17 protein-coding genes are annotated in these 23709 nt (G+C 56.0%); 11 read left to right on the top strand and 6 right to left on the bottom strand.

From position 1 onward, the window contains the following. Positions 1 to 76: 76 nt before the first annotated feature. Complete coding sequence (locus tag LC093_RS04945) at positions 77 to 1546, top strand: catalase (protein ID WP_226662840.1); 1470 nt, start codon at positions 77 to 79, stop codon at positions 1544 to 1546. A gap of 77 nt (positions 1547 to 1623) precedes the next feature. Here the strand turns inward: LC093_RS04945 and LC093_RS04940 are convergent, their stop codons facing one another. Beyond that, on the bottom strand, positions 1624 to 2352 hold the full coding sequence (locus LC093_RS04940) for a response regulator transcription factor (RefSeq protein ID WP_226662839.1): 729 nt from the start codon (positions 2350 to 2352) through the stop codon (positions 1624 to 1626). A 212-nt stretch (positions 2353 to 2564) separates the two neighbouring features. Beyond that, positions 2565 to 4535, bottom strand: coding sequence for an acetate--CoA ligase (acs, locus tag LC093_RS04935; protein ID WP_226662838.1), 1971 nt, complete (start codon positions 4533 to 4535; stop codon positions 2565 to 2567). Between the two features lie 238 nt (positions 4536 to 4773). Here acs and LC093_RS04930 point away from each other — a divergent pair, with 238 nt between their 5' ends. From LC093_RS04930 to LC093_RS04920, 3 genes are read left to right on the top strand one after another with little or no spacing between them, the layout of a single operon-like run. Next, positions 4774 to 6105 (top strand): DcaP family trimeric outer membrane transporter, encoded by a 1332-nt coding sequence (locus tag LC093_RS04930; protein WP_226662835.1) that lies wholly within the window; start codon positions 4774 to 4776, stop codon positions 6103 to 6105. 29 nt (positions 6106 to 6134) lie between these two features. Next, on the top strand, positions 6135 to 6452 hold the full coding sequence (locus LC093_RS04925) for a DUF4212 domain-containing protein (RefSeq protein WP_226662833.1): 318 nt from the start codon (positions 6135 to 6137) through the stop codon (positions 6450 to 6452). A 9-nt stretch (positions 6453 to 6461) separates the two neighbouring features. Then, positions 6462 to 8168, top strand: coding sequence for a sodium:solute symporter family protein (locus tag LC093_RS04920; protein ID WP_226662832.1), 1707 nt, complete (start codon positions 6462 to 6464; stop codon positions 8166 to 8168). A 145-nt stretch (positions 8169 to 8313) separates the two neighbouring features. Here LC093_RS04920 and LC093_RS04915 read toward each other — a convergent pair whose 3' ends face one another. Beyond that, the gene (locus LC093_RS04915) at positions 8314 to 8835 is read right to left on the bottom strand and encodes a GNAT family N-acetyltransferase (protein WP_226662830.1); all 522 of its coding nucleotides are present in this window, start codon (positions 8833 to 8835) and stop codon (positions 8314 to 8316) included. Positions 8836 to 8873: 38 nt separating this feature from the next. Next, positions 8874 to 10859, bottom strand: coding sequence for a BCCT family transporter (locus LC093_RS04910; RefSeq protein ID WP_226662828.1), 1986 nt, complete (start codon positions 10857 to 10859; stop codon positions 8874 to 8876). Positions 10860 to 10983: 124 nt separating this feature from the next. Between LC093_RS04910 and arfB the strand changes: the two genes are divergently transcribed. The 7 genes from arfB to LC093_RS04875 all read left to right on the top strand — a co-directional run bounded on the left by arfB (position 10984) and on the right by LC093_RS04875 (position 21916). After that, the gene (gene arfB / locus LC093_RS04905) at positions 10984 to 11400 is read left to right on the top strand and encodes an alternative ribosome rescue aminoacyl-tRNA hydrolase ArfB (RefSeq protein ID WP_226662826.1); all 417 of its coding nucleotides are present in this window, start codon (positions 10984 to 10986) and stop codon (positions 11398 to 11400) included. 48 nt (positions 11401 to 11448) lie between these two features. Beyond that, positions 11449 to 12504 (top strand): Ldh family oxidoreductase, encoded by a 1056-nt coding sequence (locus tag LC093_RS04900; protein WP_226662824.1) that lies wholly within the window; start codon positions 11449 to 11451, stop codon positions 12502 to 12504. Between the two features lie 138 nt (positions 12505 to 12642). After that, positions 12643 to 15225 carry a TonB-dependent receptor gene (locus tag LC093_RS04895; protein ID WP_226662822.1) on the top strand — a complete coding sequence of 861 codons (2583 nt, stop codon included), beginning with the start codon at positions 12643 to 12645 and terminating at the stop codon, positions 15223 to 15225. Positions 15226 to 15287: 62 nt separating this feature from the next. Then, positions 15288 to 16178 (top strand): hypothetical protein, encoded by an 891-nt coding sequence (locus LC093_RS04890; protein ID WP_226662820.1) that lies wholly within the window; start codon positions 15288 to 15290, stop codon positions 16176 to 16178. 150 nt (positions 16179 to 16328) lie between these two features. After that, positions 16329 to 17771, top strand: a complete 1443-nt coding sequence (locus LC093_RS04885) for an amidase (protein WP_226662818.1) — start codon at positions 16329 to 16331, stop codon at positions 17769 to 17771. Then, complete coding sequence (locus tag LC093_RS04880; protein WP_226662817.1) at positions 17768 to 18976, top strand: pyridoxal phosphate-dependent aminotransferase; 1209 nt, start codon at positions 17768 to 17770, stop codon at positions 18974 to 18976. Before LC093_RS04885 ends, LC093_RS04880 begins: the two co-directional genes overlap by 4 nt. 309 nt (positions 18977 to 19285) lie before the next feature. Continuing rightward, positions 19286 to 21916: a TonB-dependent receptor plug domain-containing protein gene (locus LC093_RS04875; RefSeq protein ID WP_226662815.1), complete on the top strand. Its 2631-nt coding sequence runs from the start codon at positions 19286 to 19288 to the stop codon at positions 21914 to 21916. 114 nt (positions 21917 to 22030) lie between these two features. Here LC093_RS04875 and LC093_RS04870 read toward each other — a convergent pair whose 3' ends face one another. Both LC093_RS04870 and LC093_RS04865 read right to left on the bottom strand, forming a co-directional pair. After that, a complete protein-coding gene (locus tag LC093_RS04870) occupies positions 22031 to 22813 on the bottom strand; it encodes a glycerophosphodiester phosphodiesterase (RefSeq protein ID WP_226662814.1) in 783 nt (260 codons plus the stop codon). 225 nt (positions 22814 to 23038) lie between these two features. Continuing rightward, complete coding sequence (locus LC093_RS04865) at positions 23039 to 23569, bottom strand: flavin reductase family protein (RefSeq protein ID WP_226662812.1); 531 nt, start codon at positions 23567 to 23569, stop codon at positions 23039 to 23041. Between the last annotated feature and the right edge of the window lie 140 nt (positions 23570 to 23709).

Raw genomic sequence — 23709 nt, 5'->3', positions numbered from 1 at the left:
TGGTCACTTTTTGACCGCTTAAAGAATGCCTCGCGTTAGCCAATTCAAAAGACGGCAACGTCTAGAGGTAAACTATATGGCAGCAACCAAGTTGACGACTTCCGCCGGCGCCCCGATTGCCGACGATAACAACAGTATTTCTGCAGGTGAGCGCGGATCACTCACCTTTGATAACTTCCGCTTGTTTGAAAAACTCGCGCACTTCAATCGCGAGCGGATTCCAGAGCGCGTAGTACACGCCCGCGGTACGGGTGCTTACGGTACCTTCCGTCTCAACAAGGATCTTTCCCACCTGACCATTGCTGATTTCCTGCAATCGGCCGGCACTGAAACACCGGTATTCGTGCGCTTTTCCACCGTGGGCGGTGGCCAGGATTCCAGTGACTACGCGCGGGATCCGCGCGGTTTTGCGGTGAAGTTCTACACCAATGAAGGCAATTTCGACCTGGTGGGGAATAACACCCCGGTGTTCTTCCTGAACGACCCGGCCAAATTCCCCGACTTTGTACACTCGCAGAAGAAAAACCCGCGTACGAATCTGCCGGATCCTGCGGCCATGTTCGAGTTCTGGGCCAATCATCCGCAGTCGCTGCACCAGATGACCATACTGATGTCGGACCGTGGTATTCCGCTCAGTTACCGTCATATGCACGGGTTTGGATCCCACACCCTGAGTTTCTGGAATAAAGACGGTGAGCGCTTCTGGGTGAAGTGGCACCTGAAATCCCAGCAGGGCGTCAAGACCGTTCGCGCAGATGAAGCGGCCAATTATCCCGCGCATGGTGCGCAGCAGGATCTGGTGGAATCGATCGACTGTGGGGATTATCCAAAGTGGCTGGTGAAGCTGCAGGTATTGAGCGAGTCGCAGGCCAAAGAGCTATCGGTAAACCCGTTCGATCTCACCAAGGTCTGGCCGCACGCCGAGGTCCCGCTGCAGGAAATCGGTGTGCTGGAGCTGAGCCGCAATGTGGAAAACTATTTTGCGGAAACCGAGCAGGCCGCCTTTGCGCCCAGCAATCTGGTGCCGGGTATTGGTGCTTCGCCGGATAAAATGCTGCAGGCGCGCCTGTTCGCCTATCAGGATGCGCACCGCTATCGCGTCGGTGCCAACGTCAACAATATCCCGGTGAATGCACCCAGGTGTCCGGTAAACCACTATCAGCGCGATGGCGCATTTGCCGGCATGTGTCCGGTAACCGGCAGAGTGCCGAACCAGGGGCGCGAAGTGAATTTCTACCCCAACGACCGCATCAACCAGGGCGCGCCCGCGCCGGTGCCGGAAGTGACAGAGCCGCCGATGCCCCTGGAACAGGATGCGTGGGTCAAACCCTATAGCCAGGAGGGAGAAGACTATTACTCCCAGGCCGGTGCGCTGTTCCGCTTGATGAATGAGGACCGGCAACAGCAGCTGGTGGACAACATTGCGGGCGGCCTGTCGCAGGCGGATGTCTCCATTCAGGCGCGGATGCTGGAGCAGTTTTACAAGGCGGATCCGGCTTACTGCGACAAGGTGAAAGCGGCGTTGGCGGACCTTGCAGAAAAGTAATTTTTCGGCATTTTATCCACATACAAAAAAAGGCGGTTACCCGCCTTTTTTTGTGTGTGGATAACTTGATCTGGAATTCAGTTGAGCTGTTTCGATTTATTCATCGGCTTTTGTGGCGGCGTGAATTGTCCGGGTTGTTCCACATCCAGGCTGCTGAGTGCCAGTACCGCCTGGGTACGGGAGTTTACCTCGAGCTTGCGGAACAGGGCGGTCAGGTGGGCTTTCACTGTGGCTTCTGTCACCTGCATCTCGTAGGCAATCTGTTTGTTGAGCAAGCCTTCTGCCAGCATGGTGGCGACCCGGAACTGCTGTGGTGTGAGGGTGGCGATCACGTCGGCCACGCCGCTTTCACTGTCACCGGTGTCGCCGGCGTTGTAGCGCTCGGCAATTTCCTGTGGCAGCCAGATTTCTCCGCTTAACACCTGGCGTAGAGCTTCGCCCATCTGATCGACTGGGGCGGATTTTGGCAGGAAGCCGCAGGCGCCATAGTCGATAGCGCGACACATGACTTCCGGCTTTTCATTGGCGGATACCACCATCACCGGCAATTGCGGGTACTGGCCGGCAAGGAAGATCAAACCGCTGAAGCCGTGGGCGCCGGGCATGTGCAGGTCCAGCAGCAACAGGTCGCAGTCGGGATGTGCGGCAACACAGTCCTGCAGGCTTTGCAGGTCGCTCGCTTCAAAAATTTCCGCATCGGGAAACGTCTGCGCGATGGATTGTCGCAGGGCGCCGCGAAACAGCGGATGGTCGTCCGCAATAATGAACTGGTGTGCCCCTTGCGTGGGGTCGTTGTGATTTTTCATCGCTATTCATCCCTTCCAGGCGAGGGCGGTTTTCCCAATGTACATGGAAATTGCCCGCGATTCTTATTATTAATTTTTATACACCTTTTACACGCAGGCGGGGATGACTTTACTGCGTTTAAGGCTGGCCTTCAAAGAAAGTCTTTCGAGTAGGAGTGGTCGATGTTACCCCGCGACGGCCCATCTGGCGCCGTGCGGGGAACTTCGCTTGGTTATGCCACGGTTGCGGCAGCGCGGTTGTCGATCAGGTTGTCCACAACGGCCGGGTCCGCGAGGGTCGAAATATCACCGAGTTGGTCGCATTCATCGGCGGCAATCTTACGCAGGATACGGCGCATGATTTTACCCGAGCGGGTTTTCGGCAGGCCCGGGGCCCACTGGATAACGTCCGGAGTGGCGATGGGGCCAATTTCAGCACGCAGCCAGTTGCACAGGGCTTTACGCATGTCCTCGCTGGGCTCCTGGTCGCTGTTCAGGGTCACATAGATGTAGATGCCCTGGCCCTTGATGTCATGGGGATAACCCACCACAGCGGCCTCGGCTACCGCTTCGTGCGCTACCAGTGCACTTTCCAGCTCAGCGGTGCCCATGCGGTGCCCGGATACGTTCAGTACATCGTCCACGCGTCCGGTGATCCAGTAGTAACCGTCTTCGTCGCGCCGCGCACCGTCACCGGTGAAATACAGGTTGTCGAAGGTACTGAAATAGGTGTCGATAAAGCGCTGGTGATCGCCGAAAACGGTGCGCATCTGCCCCGGCCAGCTGCCGATCAGTACCAGGTTGCCCTCCGCGGCGCCGTCGAGGAAGTTACCTTCATTGTCCACCAGAGCCGGCTGTACACCGAAGAACGGGCGGGTGGCGGAGCCGGGCTTGAGGGCCGTGGCGCCGGGTAGCGGAGTGAGCATGGCGGCGCCGGTTTCGGTCTGCCACCAGGTATCCACGATCGGGCACTGTCCACGGCCAAAGGTCCGGTGGTACCACTTCCAGGCTTCGGGGTTGATGGGTTCACCCACGGTGCCCAGCAGACGCAGGCTCGCCAGGCTGGCACCGGCGACGGGTTTGTCCCCTTCCGCCATCAGGGCGCGGATGGCGGTGGGCGCGATGTAGAGAATGTTGATGTCATGGTCATCGATGATCTGGGCCACGCGGGTCACGTCCGGGTAGTTGGGGACGCCCTCGTACATCACGGTGGTGGCGCCATTCGCCAGCGGGCCGTAGATGATATAGCTGTGGCCGGTGATCCAGCCGATATCGGCCGCACACCAGTAGCGCTCGCCGCGGCGGTAGTCGAACACGTATTCGTGGGTCAGGGAGGCATAAGTCAGGTAGCCACCGCTGGTGTGCAGCACACCTTTGGGTTTTCCGGTGGAGCCGGAGGTGTAGAGGATAAACAGCGGATCCTCGGCATTCATGGCTTCCGCGGGGCAGTCACTGTCCTGGGCGGAAACCAGCTCGCGGTAGTCGCGGTCGATTTTCGGGTTCCATGCCACCTTGTCTTCGGTGTAATTGACCACGACCACATGATCGACCGCCGATTCGCCACACAGGGCCACCGCTTTATCGACATTCTGTTTCAGCGGCACTGTTTTGCCGCCGCGGCGGCCGGCATTGGCGGTAATGACCGTGCGCGACTGGCCGTCCTGCATGCGCCCGGCCAGAGCCTCGGGGGAGAAGCCGGCGAATACCACCGAGTGCACCGCGCCGATGCGCGCGCAGGCGAGCATGGCTACCGCGGCTTCCGGGATCATCGGCATGTAGATAGTGACCACATCGCCTTTCTGTACGCCGAGTTCTTTCAGGCCATTGGCAAACCGGCACACATCGCGGTGCAGTTCGCGATAGCTGATGTTGCGCGAGGTACCGGGTTCATCGCCAACCCACAGGATCGCGGTGGTATCCCCGTATTTGTCCAGGTGGCGATCGAGACAGTTGGCGGCCACGTTCAGACTGCCATCGGCGAACCAGCGGATATGCAGGTCGTCGCGGGCAAAAGACACATCCTTGACTTGGGTAAACGGCTCGATCCAGTCGAGGCGCTGGGCCTGCTCGCGCCAGAAGTTCTCGTTGTCCGCAATGGAGCGGTTATACATCGCGAAATACTGGTCTTCGTTGGTCAGGGTCTTGCGCGCGTAGGCGGCGGGAACCGGATAGACGGAGGATTTGGAATCGGTCTCGTTATGCATTTACAGGCCCTCGGTGCTCGTTTTTCTCTCACAGGCGCGCATTCTGGCACTGGCGTTTAGCCGGGGCGTATTAGACAAACGTCGAAATGCGGTGTGTGTGGCAGAAAACTCATTGGCCGCATAGACATTAGTCGAGGTTCACCCCCGACTTAGACCAATGGTTAATACCAACCGGGACCGGAAGGGAGTTTTATCGTTGCCAGCAGTACTCGACAACCAACCTTCAAAGGAACACGTTATGTCGGTCATAACAATAAATAAGCGCGGCCTCAGCCGTGCAATCATGCTGGTAGCGATGATGGGTGGACTGCCGATGGCGGTATCCGCACAGGAAAACTCTTCTGCAGATAGAGAAGCGGCAAGCGCTGCGGAACTGCAGCAACGCATTGCCGAATTGCAGGCACAGGTGGATCGCCTCGCCCAGTCCGCGCAAATCAATAACCCCGAACCGGAAAAGAAAACCTTCGGCGAAACGGAAATCCAGATCGGCGGCTTTGTTAAAGTCGATAGCGCCTTCAGTCAGTATTCCGACGGCAGTTCGGCCACCGCGAGTATCGGTGAGGACTTCCTGGTACCGTCCACGATTCCGATTGGCGGTGAGGGCGGTGATACCAAATACCATTCTCACGCCAAGGCTTCGCGGCTGTTTATCAAGTCCCATACAGAGTTTGGTACCGGAGCCATCAACACGCATCTGGAAATTGATGCCATGGCCGGTGGCCAGGGTGATGAGCGCATCAGTAACTCCTACGCACAGCGCCTGCGCCATGCCTATGTAGACTGGCAGATCGATGAAAACCGCAGCCTGCTGGCGGGCCAGAGCTGGTCCACCTTCTTCAACGTGGGTGCGTTGCCGGAAGGCCTGGACTTTGTCGGCCCTGTGGGCACAATCTTCGAGCGTCAGCCGCAGGTGCGTTACTCACAAAAAATCGGCAGTGGACAGATCCAGTTTGCGGCGGAAAACCCCGCAAGCACGCTCTACAACGGTACCGAAAACCCATACGACGATAACGCGACCCCGGACTTTGTGGTGCGTTACAACAACAGTATTGGTGACCTGAGCTATTCCGCTGCGTCCATGAGCCGTGAGCTGGCGTATGAAAGCGGTACTGGCATGGACGATTCCCGCCGCGGTTATGCCATCAGTCTTGCCGGTAAGTTGCAGCTTGGCCGCGACGATATCCGCTTTATGTACAGCTATGGCAACGCGCTTGGCCGCTACTTGGGGTTGAACAGCTATCGCGCCGGTATCATCGATGCCGATGGCGATATCGAGCTGATCGACCAGCACGGTGGTTTTGTGGCCCTCCGCCACTTCTGGAGTGACCAGTGGCGCAGCAACCTGGTGCTGTCGGCTACCAGTGCGGACAACCCGGGCTTTGTCTCTGACACCACACCCACCGCCTACCAGAGTGCGCAAGTAAACCTGATGTATTCGCCGGTACCGAAACTCAGTCTCGGCGGCGAGTACATTTATGCACAAAAAGAAATTGAGAATGGCAGTGGGCTGCTGGCGGATGACAGTGGTGACCTGCAGCGGTTGCAGTTCTCAATGAAATACGTCTTCTAAACCCATAACAATAACTGTGGAGATTCGCGATGAGTTTCGAAAGTGAACAACACGCCGACGACTACTGGAAAGAAAACCTGCGCATGATGCTTACGCTGTTGTGTGTCTGGTTCGTGGTTTCTTTCGGTTGCGGCATCTTATTTGTCGAAGAGCTGAATGCAATCCGCCTCGGCGGATTCAAGCTTGGTTTCTGGTTTGCCCAGCAGGGCTCCATCTACGTGTTCCTGGCATTGATTGTCATCTATGCGATCAAGATGAATCAGCTTGATCGCAAGTACAACGTGCACGAGGACCACGAAGAACCGGAAGAGTTTGAAGAAGCACTCGAAGAAGAGTTCGGCCAATAGGAGCAGACCATGGATATCCAAACACTTACTTTTCTGATTGTCGGCGTGACCTTTGCGCTGTACATCGGTATCGCGCTCTGGGCCCGCGCCGGCTCAACCCATGACTTCTATGTGGCCGGTGGTGGCGTCAACCCGGTAGCCAACGGCATGGCGACGGCGGCGGACTGGATGTCGGCGGCCTCGTTTATTTCCATGGCGGGCCTGATCAGCTTTATGGGGTATGACGGTGCCGTGTACCTGATGGGCTGGACCGGTGGTTATGTACTGCTGGCGCTGTGTCTGGCACCGTACCTGCGCAAATTTGGCAAGTTCACGGTGCCGGCGTTTATCGGTGACCGTTACTACTCCAATACCGCGCGCACGGTAGCTGTGATCTGTGCGGTGTTTGTCTGCTTCACCTATGTGGCCGGACAGATGCGCGGTGTAGGCGTGGTCTTCTCGCGCTTCCTGGAAGTGGATATCACCAGCGGTGTGATCATCGGTATGGCGATCGTGTTCTTCTATGCCGTACTCGGCGGCATGAAAGGCATCACCTACACCCAGGTTGCTCAGTACTGCGTGCTGATCTGTGCTTACCTGGTTCCGGCAATCTTTATTTCCATCATGATGACCGGTCATGTGATTCCGCAGATAGGCTTTGGTGCTGAACTGTCGGATGGTTCCGGAACCTACCTGCTCGACAAGCTGGACGGGCTATCAACGGAACTGGGCTTTGCCGAGTACACCTCGGGAACGAAAAGTACCATTGATGTGTTCTTCATTACCGCTGCGCTGATGGTGGGTACTGCTGGTCTGCCGCACGTGATCGTGCGCTTCTTCACCGTGCCCAAAGTACGCGACGCACGTAAATCGGCGGGCTGGGCGCTGCTGTTTATCGCGCTTCTGTATACAACTGCACCGGCGATCGCCACGTTTGCGCGGGTGAACATGATCGACACCATCAACGGTCCGGATGCCCAGGGTACTGCCTATGAGCAGGCACCGAGCTGGATCAGCAACTGGGAAAGCACTGGCCTGATCTCCTGGGAAGACAAGAACGGCGACGGCAAGATGTTCTACTCCGGTGACGAGCGCAACGAGATGAAGATCGACCGCGACATCATGGTGCTGGCCAACCCGGAAATTGCCGACCTCCCGGCATGGGTAATCGCGCTGGTGGCTGCCGGTGGTATTGCCGCGGCACTGTCCACCTCTGCAGGTCTGCTGCTGGTGATCTCGACATCGATTTCCCACGACCTGTTAAAGCGGAACCTGATGCCGAATATTACGGATAAGCAGGAGTTGCGTTACGCGCGGATTGCGTCAGCGGTAGCCATCTGTATTGCCGGCTACCTCGGTATCAATCCACCGGGCTTTGTGGCACAGGTGGTGGCGTTTGCCTTCGGGCTTGCGGCCTCGTCGTTCTTCCCCGCTATCATCCTGGGTATTTTCAGCAAGCGGATGAACAAGGAAGGCGCTATTGCCGGCATGATCTCCGGTATCAGTTTCACCGCGCTGTACATCATCTACTTCAAGTTCATCAACCCCGCGGCCAATGTTCCAGAGAACTGGCTGTTCGGTATCTCCCCTGAGGGTATTGGTACCCTGGGTATGGTGCTGAACTTTGTCGTGGCCATCGTGGTTGCCCGCTACACCGCCGATGCACCGAAGGACGTACAGCAGCTGGTGGCCAATATTCGCTTCCCGAAAGGGGCGGGTGAGGCCAGCGCGCACTGATCTGACCTTTCTTGAGGCCGCAAGTGATTGCACTTGCGGCCGGTACAATCCCACTCAGTCTTTGGCGAGACCCGGCGAACCGGGCTCGCCATTTTTCGTTTCGTGCCGTGGAGAGCTTCGGGCGGTGGATTGAACGGACAGTTTGTTAGCAGGCGGAGTGTTGCCAGCCGAGCAAGAGGAGCTGCTCATTGCTTCCCGGCAGGCTGACATGACCCTCAGCCTCCAGACCGAGCTTCTCCAGCAGGCGAATGGATGCCGCGTTCTCCGGGTTGGCGATAGCGACTATCCGCGATAGACCGAGTGCCTGCTTTCCCCAGTCCATAACGGCTTCTGCCGCCTCCCTGGCGTAACCATTGCCACGGTATTCGGGGAGGAACGCAAAGCCGATATCAATATCGTCCAGGCCATCGCGGCAAACCAGTCCGCACTGGCCGATGGGGGTGCCGTCTTTCCGTTCCACACAGTACATACCGAAACCGTGCTGGCGGTACATGCTCAGAGGGCCGCTCTCAATATAGCCGCGGGCGTCCTCAATTGTGCGCACACCGCGATCGCCGATAAACCGGTGAAAGTCCGGGTCATTGAGCAGCGCGAGGGTAAACTGCGCATCCTCGTCACTGCCGGTCAGTTTGCGCAGTTGCAGGCGTTCTGTGGTCAAAAAATACATGGCGATCCCCTGAATGGCTCCAGGGGATCATACGTCAGTCAGCGCACTGTGTGCAGGAACTGCATATGCCGTTCGTATTGGGAGAGTATGTCGCTCAGTAGCTGGTCTTTGGTCCAGCCCATAACGTCATAGTCCTGGCCGCCTTCGGTCAGGTACACCTCCGCACGGAAGTACTTCTCCGGATCGCCCTCGTCCACGGTATCGTCCAGGTCTTCATCTCTGGGGGCCGCATCCGGCTTCAGGTGCGCTTTGGGATGGATTCCATAGGTGAAATCGATTTCTTCACCGTGGAAGACTTCCAGGTAGACGTAATTCTTTTCACCATGCGACACCCGTGCGGAGAAGCCATTTTTTTCCATTTCGCTGGCAAACTCTTTCAGTGCCGGTTCGCCTACCTCGAAAATATACTCTTTAACTTCGTCCAGGCCGGGTAAACGCACCAGGTTTCTCAAGCGCCGCTGCCAGGGCACGGGATTGCGTGCGGTTACTGGTGCGACCGGAGCTGCCTGGGCATCGCGCTTGGCACTCTCGGTGCGCAGGGCGGTCAGCAGGCCGTAAATGGCCGCGAGTAAAATGACGGAAAAAGGCAGCGCACTGGCGATGGCTGCAGTTTGCAGCGAGCTGAGGCCACCGGCGAGCAGCAGCGCAATAGCGACCGCGCCGATAAGCCCGGACCAGAACACCCGCTGCCACAGCGGGGTGTCGTCGCGGCCATGAGAGGAGAGCATGTTGACCACCATGGCTCCCGAATCTGCCGAGGTGACAAAAAATACAATCACCATAATCACGGCGACCAGAGAAAATACGCCCGAGAACGGGAACTGCTCGAGAAATTGAAACAGGGCGAGTGATTGGTCTTCACTGACAATTTTACCCAGGGAGTCCAGGCCCTGATTCAGGATCATATCAATGGCTGAGTTGCCGAACACGGTCATCCATAACAGGGTGACCGTGGCCGGTACGACCATGGCGCCAATCACGAACTCACGAATGGTGCGGCCGCGGGAAATGCGGGCAATAAACAATCCGACAAAGGGCGACCAGGACATCCACCAGCCCCAATAGAGGATTGTCCACCCCCCAAGCCAGTCCGTAGGCTGATAGGCGTAAAGATTGAAGGTGCGGCTTACAATGACCGATAAATAGCTGCCGAAGTTCTGTACGAAAGCTTGCAGGAGATAGACCGTACTCCCCAATATGCACACCATCAACAGCAGGGTGAGGGCAAGGCCCATATTCAGTTGTGAGAGCCGCTTGATGCCGGTGTCGAGGCCGGCAACCACAGAGATGGTGGCAAAAATTGTGGTAATGACGATCAATCCCACCTGCACGCCGGGGCTGACTGGCAGGCCGAACAAGTGGTTTAGGCCAGAGTTGATCTGCAAAACACCATAGCCCAGAGTTGTTGCGACACCGCAGACCGTACCGACTATCGCGAACACGTCGACGGCGTGGCCAATGGGCCCATAAATCCGATCGCCGATAACCGGATACAGCGCGGAGCGCAACGTTAACGGCAGTTTGTGGCGGTAACTGAAATACGCCAGGATCAGCGCGACAATGGCATACACGGCCCAGGCGTGAAAACCCCAGTGGAAAAAGGTCAGTACCATGGCATCGCGCGCCGCGGCTACCGTACCGGTTTCACCGTCCGGTGGATTGAGGTAGTGCATTACCGGCTCGGCGACGCCGAAAAACAGGAGACCGATGCCCATGCCGGCGGAAAACAGCATCGCAAACCAGGTTCCGTAGCTGTAATCCGGCTTGGAGTGCTCGGGCCCCAGTTTGATGTCACCGAAGCGGGAAATGGCAATGAAGATGACCATCATCAGTATCAGTGCCACCACCAGCACGTAATACCAGCTGAGGTTTTGAACGATGAATGCCTGCAGTCCCTGGAATCGGGCGGTCGCGTCTTCGGCAAAAAAAGCGGAATAGGCGACCAGCAAGACGAGAAACCCGGTTGCGGTATAGAACACCGGGGGGTTGAAGTGCGCCTTGGTCGTGGTCAGGGGTTGTTGCATTGTCAGGGCCTTTAACAGCTGTGAGCCGGTAACATCGGCTACTGTGGGCGGGAAATTCACCGATCTATTTGAGCATAGCTGATCAAAAGCGTTAGTCTTTCAGTGAATATCGAGAGAACTCTTCATGTTGATTATTTCTAACCAGATCGCGCTGGCTGATGATGAATTCGAGCTCAGTGCCGTGCGCGCGCAGGGTGCCGGCGGCCAGAATGTTAACAAGGTATCTTCAGCGATCCACCTGCGCTTTGATGTAAACGCCTCCAGCCTACCTGAGGAGGTCAAGCAGCGTGTGCTAGCCTTGCGCGACCAGCGTATTAACTCTGACGGTGTGGTTGTGATCAAGGCGCAGCGGTTTCGCACCCAGGAAAAAAACCGAGCAGATGCGCTGGAGCGCCTGCGGGACCTGATTACCGGCGTCCTCAGAACACCCAAAAAGCGCGTGCCGACCAAACCCACGAAAGGTTCAAAAGAGCGGCGCTTACAAGGCAAGTCACGGCGTTCCCAAATCAAATCCATGCGTGGAAAGGTCGTAGACCGCTGATTCCGAATTCCCCCTTTTCACCGCAGTACTGTCTACAAGGAGATCATCATGGCAACTCGCTACGACGCACAGGCATTGAAACAACTTGCCAGTGCGCTGTTTGCTACCAGCGGCATCGACCCGTCTCGGGGGGAGGTAATGGCTGATGTATTCCTGCAGGCGGACCTGATGGGGTTTACCACTCATGGCCTTAACCGGGTAGCCAGCAACTTGCACTGGCTGGAGAGCGGCGCCTCGAAAAAAAACGGCGAGCCAAATGTGTTGTCGGATCGAGGCAATTGCTTTAACTGGGATGCGGATTTTCTACCTGGCCCCTGGGTTGTGACCAGAGCAATTGATGAGGCTCTGTCGCGGGTTGCGGAATATGGTGTTGTCAGCGCCACGATCCGCCGCAGCCAGCATATCGCCTGTCTCGCGGCCTATCTGCCAAAAATTGTGGAACACAACTGCGTCGGCATCCTGACGTGCTCTACACCCGCTGAAAACACGGTCGCGCCTCAGGGCAGCAAAACCGCGCTGTTTTCGGCAAACCCAATTGCGTTTTGCGCACCGGCCGGGGAATACCCCCTGCTGTTTGATATCAGCATGTCTGCCACTGCCGGTGGCTATGTTTCACGGGCCAGGCGCGAGGGAAGGAAATTACCGCACAAGTACCTGAAAGATCGCGCAGGCAAACTTTCGGATGATCCCGCAGCGTTTGCTGACGGCGGCAGTATTCTGCCGGTGGGAGGCGCAGACCATGGATACAAAGGGGCTGCGTTATCCGCCATGCTGGAAGTGTTGTCAATGTCCCTGGGGGGCTATGGACGTGCCGACGACGTGGCTTCCGACGATGAGGCCAATTCGGTCTTTCTACAGATAATCGACCCGAATGCTTTCGGTTCAAAAAATGACTTCTTGAGGCAGACCTCCGCGTTGCTCCAGTTGTGGGAATCCGCTGAGGGGGACGACGGCGATGCAGTGCGAGTTCCGGGAAAACGTGCCTGGGAATTGCGCAGGACCCAGCTTGCGGGTGGTGTGCAGCTATATCCCTCTGTTGAAGAAGACCTGCGCGCGCTTGCCCACGAATACGGCCTGACATTCCCCGATGGGTTGAGTTTTTAACCGCTGTCATACTTTAGCAACCCGAGCTTCACTAAAGCGACGTCTGTTTGTAACCCCACATTTTTAGTATCGGCCCCGCATTCGGCGATAGCCGCGCAATGCGAAAAACGAAACAGATACTAATAGTTTGGGGGAAACATGGCAGCCTCGCGTTCACTCTTCGCGCTTTCATCACTGGCACTGGCCATCTCAGCGGCAACACAACCGGCTCTGGCTCAGAATACGGATACTCAACTGGAAGAGGTTTCGGTCACTGGCCAGCGTCTCGCCCGTACCCGGGCACTGGATGTCAAAAAGAATGCACCGGTGATCATGGACTCTCTGGCCACCGATGACCTCGGACGTCTGCCGGACAAGAATGCAGCGGAATCACTCAATCGACTGCCGGGCGTTTCCATTCTGATCGAGAAAGGTGAAGGTCGGTTTGCCGCAATTCGCGGTATTAAACCGGACTGGAACCGGGTGAATGTTAATGGCTTCGTTACCGGGTCTCCGGAAAAAGATGGCAGTGGCCGCTCCATGCCGCTGGATGTGCTCGGTGGTGAGCTGTTACAGCAGGTAGAGGTATACAAGGCCAAGACCGCAGATATGGACGGCGAGGGTATCGGCGGTGCGGTCAACATCGTTACCAAGCGTCCTCTGGCCGGCGAGGACTTTGAGGGAACGGCCAATGTCCGTATGGGATTGGAAGAGGCCGATCAATCCAGCCCGTATTATGACAATGAGAATCCACAGAATTTCGATCTGGCTGTATCCGGTAAGATTTCCGAACAGCTGGGCTGGAACCTGGGCGTTTCCTCCACCAGCCGTCAATATCTTGCGCAGGGAATTTATCAGGATGACTGGTTCCAGGTTGCAGGGCTGGCCTATCCGGAACAGACCAAAAACAACTATTACGTTGTTGGTCGCGACCGCGTGACCATGGTCGGTGGCCTCGAGTACCTGTTGAATGACAGCACGAGTGTACTCGCTCAGGGATTTTATAGTGAATTCGATGAATTCCAGCATCGAAACCGTTTCCGGCAGGGGGTGGAGCCGTCCGCAGATTTGATTGAATCCGTGGATGGCGATGAAGTCACCATGGCTGAAGACGCAACGTATATCCGTGCCGACCTGCGCCGGGAAGATATTCAAAAAGAGCTGGCCAACTTCAGTCTCATCGCCAATACCGAGCTGGATGCCTGGCGTTTTGACTACGGCTTTAATATCAGCCGCAGCGAGATTCTCGAGACAAATTCCGACTGGGGATTCCGTCAGGATTCCGCCCAGTCGCTCGGTTCGGATGTATTCACCATCAATGGTGACGGCATCATGGAACTCACCGCCGGTGGCCTGCAACACAACCTGGCAGAGAATCTGCGTTTCCATTCCGTTGACTACCAGAATGACCGTGCGAAGCAGGATATTCACTCGTTCAAGCTGGATGCAGAGCACGTCTACAACATCGCGGGTACTGACTCCACATTGAAAATGGGTATTAAATATACGGCCAACGAAAAAACGTTCGACTTCAATAATCGCAGTTACGATGTAGTGCGCGAAAACCTTTCTGTCTATGACGTCACCGATGGCAGTTTCAATAATGACGTGGATGGACAGAAGCGGGATAACCTGTGGTTTGACCTGGCGGCGATGAACGGCTTGTTTTCCAGCAATCCGGAAATGTTTTCGCCGGCTGACGATTTGGCCAGCCTGCTGGGCAGCGACCGGGTAGTGGAAGAATCTACCGCTGCGGTCTACGCCATGAACACCTTTAGCTTTGACCGCCTGGACCTGATTGCGGGGCTGCGCTACGAGCAGACCGATGTCCGCTCCCAGGCCAATCAGTTGAATGCTGATGGTGATTATGAAAAATTGAGCGTGACAGGGAACAGCAGTGTTGTGCTCCCGTCCCTTATCGCCAAATACCTGTTACGTGACGACCTGATTGCGCGAGCGTCCTACACTGCCAGCCTGGGCCGCCCGAACTATTCAGACCTCAGTGCGACGTCTACTTTCTCAATCGACGAGGAGGGCGATGCAATTCTCGCGATTGGCAATCCGGATCTCAAGCCCTACGAAGCGGACAATTACGATGTTTCGCTGGAGTGGTATCCTTCGGATGCTAGTGTGGTTTCACTGGCCTGGTTCGGCAAAGATATTGATAACATCATCGTCAGCGACGAGAAGGTAATCGCGGGTGGTGAGTACCTGGGCACTAACTACGGCGTTGATGCACTGACGGTACGCACTACGATTAACTCCGACAGCGCTGAAGTGCGGGGTTATGAGCTGAACCTGCAGCACCAATTCTCGAACCTGCCACAGCCTTTCGACGGCCTCGGGGCCAGCTATTCTTATACCGCCATTGATGCCACCTTCTTTGACAGTAACCTAGGTGTTACCCGTAAGCTGGAAGGGCAACCGGAAGAAATTCAGAGCTTCACGCTGTTTTATGAAAACTACGGTTTCTATACCGGGTTTACCTATAACTACAACGCGTCCTTCCTGACGGATATTAACAGTCTGGAAGACAAGTCTGATGATATCGACCAGGGTGAATTCGGCCGCTGGGATTTCCGGGCCTCCTACACGGCGACCGACAATCTGTCCGTGTACCTGGATATCAACAACCTCAATAACGAACCTACGACCGAGTTCCAAGGCGGCAACAAACGCTGGAACACCGAATATGAATATGTAGGTGCGACTTACTATCTCGGCGCAACCTACGCATTCTGATACTCGAGTCTGATTTCCGGGCCTCGCTTGTGCGACGCCCTTTTTATTTCTGGGTAACCTGTATGAATAAATTTGTTGGTGCCGGCTTGATGTTCTGCTGCGGGCTGTTCTCCATCCTGTGTGAGTCTTCCGAGTACTTGCAGGCAGATAAAGTAGCCGAATTTGAAACTTTCGACGCGCGTCAGGCTGTGGCAGTGGACCGGGACGCATTTTACGCAGTGAATAATTTCCGGATTACCAAGCACGAAAAAAACAGCGGTAAGCCGCTGTTGCAGTGGGATGGGATTACAGAAGGTGAAACACTGATCCATCTCGACAGTGCGGTGGTATGGGAGGGCAAGTTATTTGCCGCGCATTCGAACTATCCCAGTTGGCCGATGACAAGCTCGGTGGAAATCTGGGATACACAAACCATGCAACATATTGGTTCCCATAGCTTAGGTATTGCATTGGGCTCTTTCACCTGGCTGGATCGCTATCAGCAGCATTGGTGGGGCGCCTTCGGCAATTACGACAAAGTACAGCGGGGGCAGGACAAACCCTATGGAGAAACACGCAACACCCAGGTTGTGAAGATGGATGATGCATTCAATATCCTCGAGGCCTGGACCTTGCCAGCCGAGATATTGCAACGTATGCGCCCGATGAGTAATTCCGGTGGTAGCTGGTCTGAAGATGGTTATCTGTACGTTACCGGACATGACCACCCGGAAATTTATGTATTGCAATTACCGCAGTACGGATCGGAGCTGGAGTGGGTCACAACGATACAGGTACCGGAATTGAATGGTCAGGGTATTGCCTGGGATCGAAGTGGCGGGGGCCGGCAACTGTGGGGCATTCTGAAAAAGGATCGGAAGGTATTCCGTTGGCGGATGCCTGATATTACCTCTGTGGACGCGCGTAAACCGGGCAGTGTGATCCGCGCTGATGGTGAGTTTGCCAGGGATTGATATCACCGCTTTGTCCTCGGGATAGCTTGCGTAGTGAAATCGGGGCGTATTGTTCCACGTGTATTTCGTCGTTCAGGCGCAAAAACGGTCTAGGATAGGGGGAAACCGTCACATAAACAGAGGTAGCGGCCAAAAAGGAGTGTGCTGGCTATGGATGATCTGGTTCGCATGACTGCACTGGAGTTATTGAACGGCTATCGAGAAAAACAATTTTCGCCGGTTGATGTGACGCAAGCCATGCTTTCTCAGATCGCCCGCTGTAACCCCGTGGTAAACGCATACAACCTTGTGGATGAAGAATTTACTCTTGCCGCCGCGCGGGAGTCCGAGTCCCGCTACCAGTCTGGGGAAACCCGTGGAACGCTGGATGGTGTTCCTGTCGCAATCAAGGATGTATTCCTGACGCCCCAGTGGCCCACGATCAAGGGCTCAAAGACTATTGATCCTCAGTCGACTCTTGGCAAAGAAGCCCCCAGTGTGGCCGCGCTCAATCGCCATGGGGCGGTGCCGCTGGGTAAAACCACAACGCCGGAGTTTGGCTGGAAGGGCGTAACGGACAACCCGGTCGATGGGGTTACCCGAAACCCCTGGGATCCGAGTAAAACGGCGGGTGGCTCCAGCGGTGGCAGTGCCGCCGCTGTACCATTGGGTATGGGGCCTCTGGCGCTGGGCACGGATGCCGGTGGTTCTATTCGTATCCCAGCTGGTTTTAGTGGTCTTGTCGGGCTTAAACCGAGTTTTGGTGAGGTGCCACACTGGCCCGCCAGTCCATTCGGCACGCTTGCCCACGCCGGACCGATGACCTGGACAGTGGCCGACTGTGCCTTGCTGATGAATGTACTCCGCGAAGCGGATTGCCGCGATACAAACGCGATCCCGAGGCGCAATATCGACTATCTGGCCGCTATCCAGGGCGAGCCGGAATCGCTACTGAAAGGTGTGAAAATCGCGTTCAGTGCAACACTGGGTTATGTGCAGGTGGATCGCGAAATCGAGGAAACCGTGCGTGCCGCTGCGCTGAAATTAGAGTCACTCGGCGCCGACGTTACGGAAGTGGCTCCGGGCTTTGATGATCCCCTGGCGGCATTTGGCCACCTGTTTTACGGTGGCGCAGCCAACGCGCTGCGAACGATCGGCAAGAAGCAGCGCATGTTGATGGATTCGCAGCTGGTATCTGTTTCGGAAAAAGCGGCTCAGTTATCGATGCTGGATTACCTCGAGGCCGTCAACGAACGTATGGCATTGTGTGAACGCATGGCGCTGTTCCACAAAAAATACGATTTGTTGCTCACACCCACGCTGCCCATTACTGCGTTTGCGGCGGGCAGGGAAGTCCCGGAAGACTGGCCGAGTACCCGCTGGCCATCGTGGACGCCTTATACCTATCCATTTAATCTCACCGGGCAACCCGCCATTTCTGTTCCCTGCGGTTTTTCCACGAGTGGTTTGCCTATCGGCCTGCAACTTGTCGGCGCGCGCTTTGACGACCGGGCAGTACTGCGCGCGGCCCAGGCATACCAACTGGCGGCGCCGCTGACCGATGTTCGGCCGCAGTTGTTCTTTGAAAACTCGCCAGAGGAAGAAAACGCGTGAGCCGGATCGACTTCGACTTCTACGAATCAGAAGATCCGGTCTGGAATCCGGCGCTACTTACGATTCCGGTGCCGGGAATTCGCAAGATGGTTAATCTCGCGGCGACTATGGAGGATGTGATTCATCTTTCCATCGGCCAGCCGGATGCACCGACTCCGCCACACGTTATTAATGCGGCAGTGGATGCACTGAATGCGGGGCAGACTGGATACACCATGGATGCGGGGTTGCCGGAATTACTGGAAGCCCTGGCGGAATACTACAGTGCGCGCTCCGGGCGCTATCTTTCTCCGGAAAATATTCTGATTACGACCGGGGCCACCGAAGCAATCTATCTCGCGCTGACTGCCGTATCTGCACCCGGACGGGAGTTTATTGTGCCCGATCCGTCGTTCATGCTGTACGCACCGCTAATCCGGATGAATGGCGGAGAAGTAAAATATATTCCGACGCGGGCCGAAAACAATCACCAGCTGGATCCCCAGGAAGTGATTGATGCTATCGACAGTAATACTCACGCAATTATTTTAAATTCACCCAGTAACCCGACTGGGACTGTCTACCCCAGAGAAACCGTGGAAATGATTGTGCAGGAAGCTGCCTATCGCGGTATCTATGTCATTAGTGATGAAGTGTACGATCACTTGATCTACGACGAGCGAGGCGCGGCCAATTACGCCAGTGCGCTTTCCTGTTGCTCTGATCTCGATCATGTCATGGTGATGAGCAGTTTTTCCAAAACATTCAGTATGGCGGGAATGCGCATTGGCTGGTTGATCGCAAGCCAGGGTGCCATTCGCAAACTGCGCCGCTATCACATGTTTACCACCACTGTTGCCAATACCCCTTGCCAATGGGCCGGGGTTGCCGCCTTGAAAGGCGATCGCAGTTTCATCGCTGATGTGGTGGATACCTACAAAAAGCGCCGCAATCGATTAGTCGAGCTTGTAGACGAAACGCCTTTTCTGGAAGGGTACGTTCCGGAAGGGGCGTTCTATATGTTTCCCTCGTTACCTGAAGGGGTCAACGGTAATAATGTGGCTTTGCGCTTATTGCGTGAAACCGGCGTCTGTACTATCGCGGGTGATACCTTTGGTGATAGCAGCCGCAATGCCCTCCGTTTCAGTTATGCAACGTCTATAGAAAATATCGAGCGGGCCTTCGAACGAATTATTCCCTGGATGGAAAAACAGGAGTTCGGTTGAGTGGGATAAGGTTCTATTCATTGTGTCTATGTGAGCCGGTGTTATTTCTTCCTTTCTATAAATAGATTTTTTTTGTCTACTTTATTATTTATTTTGGCACGATAGTCCCCATTCCCTTCTCTGGCTGAGCCACGGATCTTCAAGGTCCCATTTTTGTGCAAGGCTGGTTGATGCCTTTTCATATTTGCCCTAATCTGGTGCGGCTTTATCTGGATAACAATAATGAATTTCGGGCACGGCCTTTACCGTGAATCGAAGTGGTAAAAGCGGTTGACCCCGATTTCATAACAATAATTAGGACGGGTAACTATGCATTCCTTCAAGTTCAAGGCGCTTCCACTGGCCATAGCATTCCTTACTGCGATGCCAGCTGGGTACACGATGGCGCAGCAGGCCGATGATGAGAACGTTGGCGATGATCACGGCGTGATCGAAGAGGTCATCACCACCGGTACACGTAAAGAGGGGGTGTCTCCGACCGAAACCCTCTCGCCGGTCGATGTGCTCGGTGGCAAGCAATTTGCCGATCAGGGCAATTTCGATTTGACTGAATCCCTGTCAAAAGTCGCTCCCTCATTCAATACGCAACGCTTTCCCATCGCGGATGGCACGGCGTTTATTCGCCCGGTCACTCTGCGTAACCTCTCTCCGGATCAGACCCTGGTTCTGGTCAACGGTAACCGTCGTCACCGCTCTGCACTGGTGAACCTACAGGTGGCACCTCTGGGCACTGTCAATCAGGGCGCGCAGGCAGTTGATTTCGCGGCTTTGCCATCGGCGGCAATCAAGCGCGTCGAGGTTCTGCGCGATGGGGCGTCTGCGCAGTATGGTTCTGACGCTATCGCCGGTGTCGTCAATGTGATTCTGAAGGATGATGCCGAGGGCATCAGTGTCAGTGCGCAGACTGGTGAATACTTCGAAGGAGATGGTACGCGCACCAGCCTTTCAGCCAACGCCGGTTTCGCCCTCGGTGACAGCGGCTTTGTGAATACCACTATTGAACGCTCCACCGCCGACAAGACCTGGCGCGGTGGCGCGCGTCCGGATGCCGAGGTCGTGGGATCCGTAGTGGGGACCGAGAACGTGCCTCTGGATGGACTGGGACAGCGCTGGGGTGACCCGGAAGTGGAGGCCACCAAGCTGTTCATCAATTCCGGCTTCGACCTCAATGACAAAGTGGAGCTCTACGGCAACTTCGGTTACTCGAAGAATGAAACGATTTCCGACTTTTTCTATCGCGGTCCGGTATTGGATCCGAGCCTGGAAATCCGCGCGCGTGAAACCCTGCAGGCGGATGGAAACCCCGCTGATCCTTCGACCTGGGATTACCTGCCCGACCCAGCGTCGCAGCAGCTGGTAAACGATATCCTTGCGCAAGGATTGAATCCGGCGGACTACCTGACTGCGGCGGCGGATGTCGGTATGGATACCCCCAGCGGCTTTGTATTACGCAATCCGATTTACTCGCAGTTCCCCGGCGGTTACAACCCGCAGTTTGGTGCGGACATTGTGGATATCTCGGCGGTGTTTGGTGCCCGCGGTGAGTTTACCTCCGGTATGACCTGGGATATCCGCGGCCGCGCCGCGGAAAACGAGGTGTCTTATGTACTCAAGGACTCCATCAACCCGAGCCTCGGTGTGCTGTCCCCCACCAGCTTTAATCCCGGCACCCTGACGCAGGAAGAGACCAGTGTAAACGCGGATTTTGTACAGCCGGTGAATATTGCCGGGCTGGTCTCGCCACTGAACGTTGCGTTTGGTATGGAGTGGCGTGAAGAGACGTACAAGATCGGCGCGGGTGATACAGCCTCGATTGCCGTGGGCCCCACTGCGGCTCAGTTCGGGGTCGGCTCCGATGGTTTTCAGGGCTTCCCGACAGACGCTGCCGGCAGCTACAGCAGCGTGAGCACCGCGGCGTATCTCGACCTTGAGGCAGATGTTACCGACGAGTTCACCCTCGGTGGCGCACTGCGGGTAGAGGAGTTTGAAGAGTTTGGTTCCACCTTCGACTGGAAAATCAGTGGTCGCTACGATTTCAATGAGTACTTTGCGCTGCGGGGTACTGCGAATACCGGTTTCCGCGCGCCAACTCCGGGCCAGGTAAACACACTGAATGTCACCACGACCGCGACCGCGAACGGTCTGATCCCCAACGGTACCTATCCGGTCGATCATCCCGTAGCGACGGCGCTGGGGGCCAAGGCGTTGACCCCCGAAGAGTCCACCAGCCTGAGTCTTGGGGCCGTGATTAACCCGTTCTCCAATACCAGCGTGACGGTGGACTATTACTCCATTCGTATCGATGACCGCCTGGCGCTGCGTAACAACACGCTGAACGCCAGCGATGTGGCCGCTCTTGAAAGTGCCGGCGTGCCGGATGCCGAACTGCTGCTGAACACCAATGCCAATTATTTTGTGAACGCGTTTGATTCACGGATAACCGGTATCGATCTCGCCGTGACCAGCGATTTCGAGGTGGTGTCCGGCCTGCTGACGGTGGATCTGCGCCACAACCACAATAAACAGGAAGTTGAAAAGGTTGCGCCGAATACGATTAACGCATCGCGGGTATTCGACCTGGAGAACCAGGTGCCAGGTGATCGCACGACGTTAACGTTTGATTACGCGACTGGCGAAATGTTCTCCAGTTATGTACGTCTCAACCGCTACAGTGGTTGGGAATCTACCTTTGGCCTGTTCGGGCCTGGTGATGCTTCGGATGCCAGCCGTTACGGTGCCGAGGTTCTGGTAGATGTGGAAGCGTCGTTCGAGCTTGGCGAGAATTATCGTGTGTCTATTGGTGGCGAAAATATTTTCGACGAGAAAGCAGATGATGAAGCGGATCCCACGCTGCGCTATCTGGGCGTGCGTCAGGCGCTGACTTCACCATTCGGATTCAACGGTGGTTTCTGGTATCTGCGAGCCAGCGCTGAGTTCTGAAAATACAGAAGCAAAAAAACCTCCCATTCGGGAGGTTTTTTTGCTGAGTATTTCAGGGCTACGATGTGGTGGCGGGCGAGGTTCACGGGCAATCCTTATCTCACGCTCCCCGCCTCAGGGCTGCCTTGTGTCACGGCCGCGTTGCTGAAGTCGCTGCGCCAGTACCTTGGCGCTTTTGGCCGTGTTGTAGTCCATGATCAAGCGCGGCTCATCGGTAAATACGCCGTCGGCTCCCATGTCTGCAACCAGTTGCAGGTCATGGGGGTTATTGACTGTGAACACGTAACTTTTAAGGCCGCGTTGGTGCCCGTCCCGGATAATTTCCGGGCAGGCAAAATCCAGGCTCAGGTGCAGGGAGTAGGCCTGCAAGGGCTCAGCACAGGCAGCAAGATCCAGAGGTACGCCATCAATAAGCACACCGCGGCGGACCTGGGGTATCAGGTGCATGCATTCAAAAATCTGGCGGTGGTCGAATGACGACAGGATGTACTGCTCATAGCTGGCGCCGTGATCTCTCACATAAGCTTCGATTTCCTGTGCAGCCAGTGCCGCACAGTTGGGTCCTTTTAATTCGATATTGAGCTGCACATTGTTGCCGATAAGCTCCAGAACCTCTCGCAGGGTAGGTACCTGCTCGCCGCCAGGGAGCAGCATATTACGCAGTGCGGCAGGGGCTATTTCGGTCAGCAGTTCCTGTCCTGGCAGCAGACGCCCCAGGCGCCGATCGTGTTTAACGATCAGTTCTCCGCCCACATTCCACACGTCTATTTCGACACCATCGATATCGAATTCCAGCGCATGGGTAATGGCTTGCAGGGTGTTTTCCGTCGCGCGCTTGGGGTAGCCCCGGTGGGCGAAGCAAAACATGTGGTCGGTGGTATACATATCGACGGCCACTAGAAGGAACGACTCCCAAAGATGTACTAAAAGTATGACCGGCGAGTGACAGCTGCACAATCCGGGGCCGGCAATTTCACGGGCGTTTTTATATTGTTTATTTCACGGCGTCGAGCTTTTTATAGCGCCGGGTTTTGGAGCGTGTCAGGGCAGGGGAGTGAGAAGGGAGAAGCTACTGGTGGCCGTGATGGAAAGACGGGGGCTTTGCCCCCGCCTGGATATCCGTTATTCGCCGGCGAGGGCGCGGTAGCGCCCACGGTGAAAGATCAGCGGCTCGCCACCGCTGGCGGAGAATTCGAGCACCTCACCCAACAGGATAGTGTGATCACCGCCCTCAATATTCTGTGCGCGGCGGCAGTGGAAGAGGGCGGCACAGTCGTCCAGTTGGGGAACGCCGCCGTTACCTTTGTGCCATTTCACCTGGCCGAACTTGTCGGCGCCACGACCGGCAAACAGGTTGGAAACATTTTGCTGATCGCCCTTGAGGATGTGTACCGCGAAGAATTCGCCCTCGGTAAAGGCGCTGTAGCTGAGTGACGACTTGTCGATGCTCCACAGGATCAGTGCTGGATCCAGGGATACGGAATTGAAGCTGTTGACGGTCATACCCACCGGCTGACCATTGCTGTCTACCGTGGTGACTACAGTGACGCCGGTGGCGAACTGGCCCAGGGTGTCGCGCAGGGCGCGGCTGCGCTCGGCGGAAGTGGCTGTAGTGCCGGTCTCGGCGGTGGCTGACTTGCTGGTTACCGTCATAGTTCGATCAAAGTTTGTCTAAAAAATGTGCGGGTGGCCATTCTACGGGAAAATGCGCGGTTCTGCGCCATTTTCTTAGCTGGCGGGGCGTTACTGCGGGGCTCTCTGGCGTTGAGAGCCCTTTTTGCCTGACCTCTTCG

It is taken from the genome of Microbulbifer aggregans (assembly GCF_020524005.1).
Classification (GTDB): Bacteria; Pseudomonadota; Gammaproteobacteria; order Pseudomonadales; family Cellvibrionaceae; genus Microbulbifer; species Microbulbifer aggregans_A.
The sequence above is the reverse complement of the archived record's forward strand: the minus strand, read 5'-3'. Positions and strand labels throughout refer to the sequence as shown.

What these genes read in the sequence shown, in the direction of transcription:
- arfB (WP_226662826.1), top strand. Translation starts at nt 10,984, where the DNA reads ATGTTGATTATTTCTAACCAGATCGCGCTGGCTGATGATGAATTCGAG.
- LC093_RS04865 (WP_226662812.1), bottom strand. Translation starts at nt 23,569, where the DNA reads ATGACGGTAACCAGCAAGTCAGCCACCGCCGAGACCGGCACTACAGCC.
- LC093_RS04925 (WP_226662833.1), top strand. Translation starts at nt 6,135, where the DNA reads ATGAGTTTCGAAAGTGAACAACACGCCGACGACTACTGGAAAGAAAAC.
- LC093_RS04940 (WP_226662839.1), bottom strand. Translation starts at nt 2,352, where the DNA reads ATGAAAAATCACAACGACCCCACGCAAGGGGCACACCAGTTCATTATT.
- LC093_RS04930 (WP_226662835.1), top strand. Translation starts at nt 4,774, where the DNA reads ATGTCGGTCATAACAATAAATAAGCGCGGCCTCAGCCGTGCAATCATG.
- LC093_RS04900 (WP_226662824.1), top strand. Translation starts at nt 11,449, where the DNA reads ATGGCAACTCGCTACGACGCACAGGCATTGAAACAACTTGCCAGTGCG.
- LC093_RS04945 (WP_226662840.1), top strand. Translation starts at nt 77, where the DNA reads ATGGCAGCAACCAAGTTGACGACTTCCGCCGGCGCCCCGATTGCCGAC.
- acs (WP_226662838.1), bottom strand. Translation starts at nt 4,535, where the DNA reads ATGCATAACGAGACCGATTCCAAATCCTCCGTCTATCCGGTTCCCGCC.
- LC093_RS04915 (WP_226662830.1), bottom strand. Translation starts at nt 8,835, where the DNA reads ATGTATTTTTTGACCACAGAACGCCTGCAACTGCGCAAACTGACCGGC.
- LC093_RS04910 (WP_226662828.1), bottom strand. Translation starts at nt 10,859, where the DNA reads ATGCAACAACCCCTGACCACGACCAAGGCGCACTTCAACCCCCCGGTG.
- LC093_RS04875 (WP_226662815.1), top strand. Translation starts at nt 19,286, where the DNA reads ATGCATTCCTTCAAGTTCAAGGCGCTTCCACTGGCCATAGCATTCCTT.
- LC093_RS04885 (WP_226662818.1), top strand. Translation starts at nt 16,329, where the DNA reads ATGGATGATCTGGTTCGCATGACTGCACTGGAGTTATTGAACGGCTAT.
- LC093_RS04895 (WP_226662822.1), top strand. Translation starts at nt 12,643, where the DNA reads ATGGCAGCCTCGCGTTCACTCTTCGCGCTTTCATCACTGGCACTGGCC.
- LC093_RS04890 (WP_226662820.1), top strand. Translation starts at nt 15,288, where the DNA reads ATGAATAAATTTGTTGGTGCCGGCTTGATGTTCTGCTGCGGGCTGTTC.
- LC093_RS04920 (WP_226662832.1), top strand. Translation starts at nt 6,462, where the DNA reads ATGGATATCCAAACACTTACTTTTCTGATTGTCGGCGTGACCTTTGCG.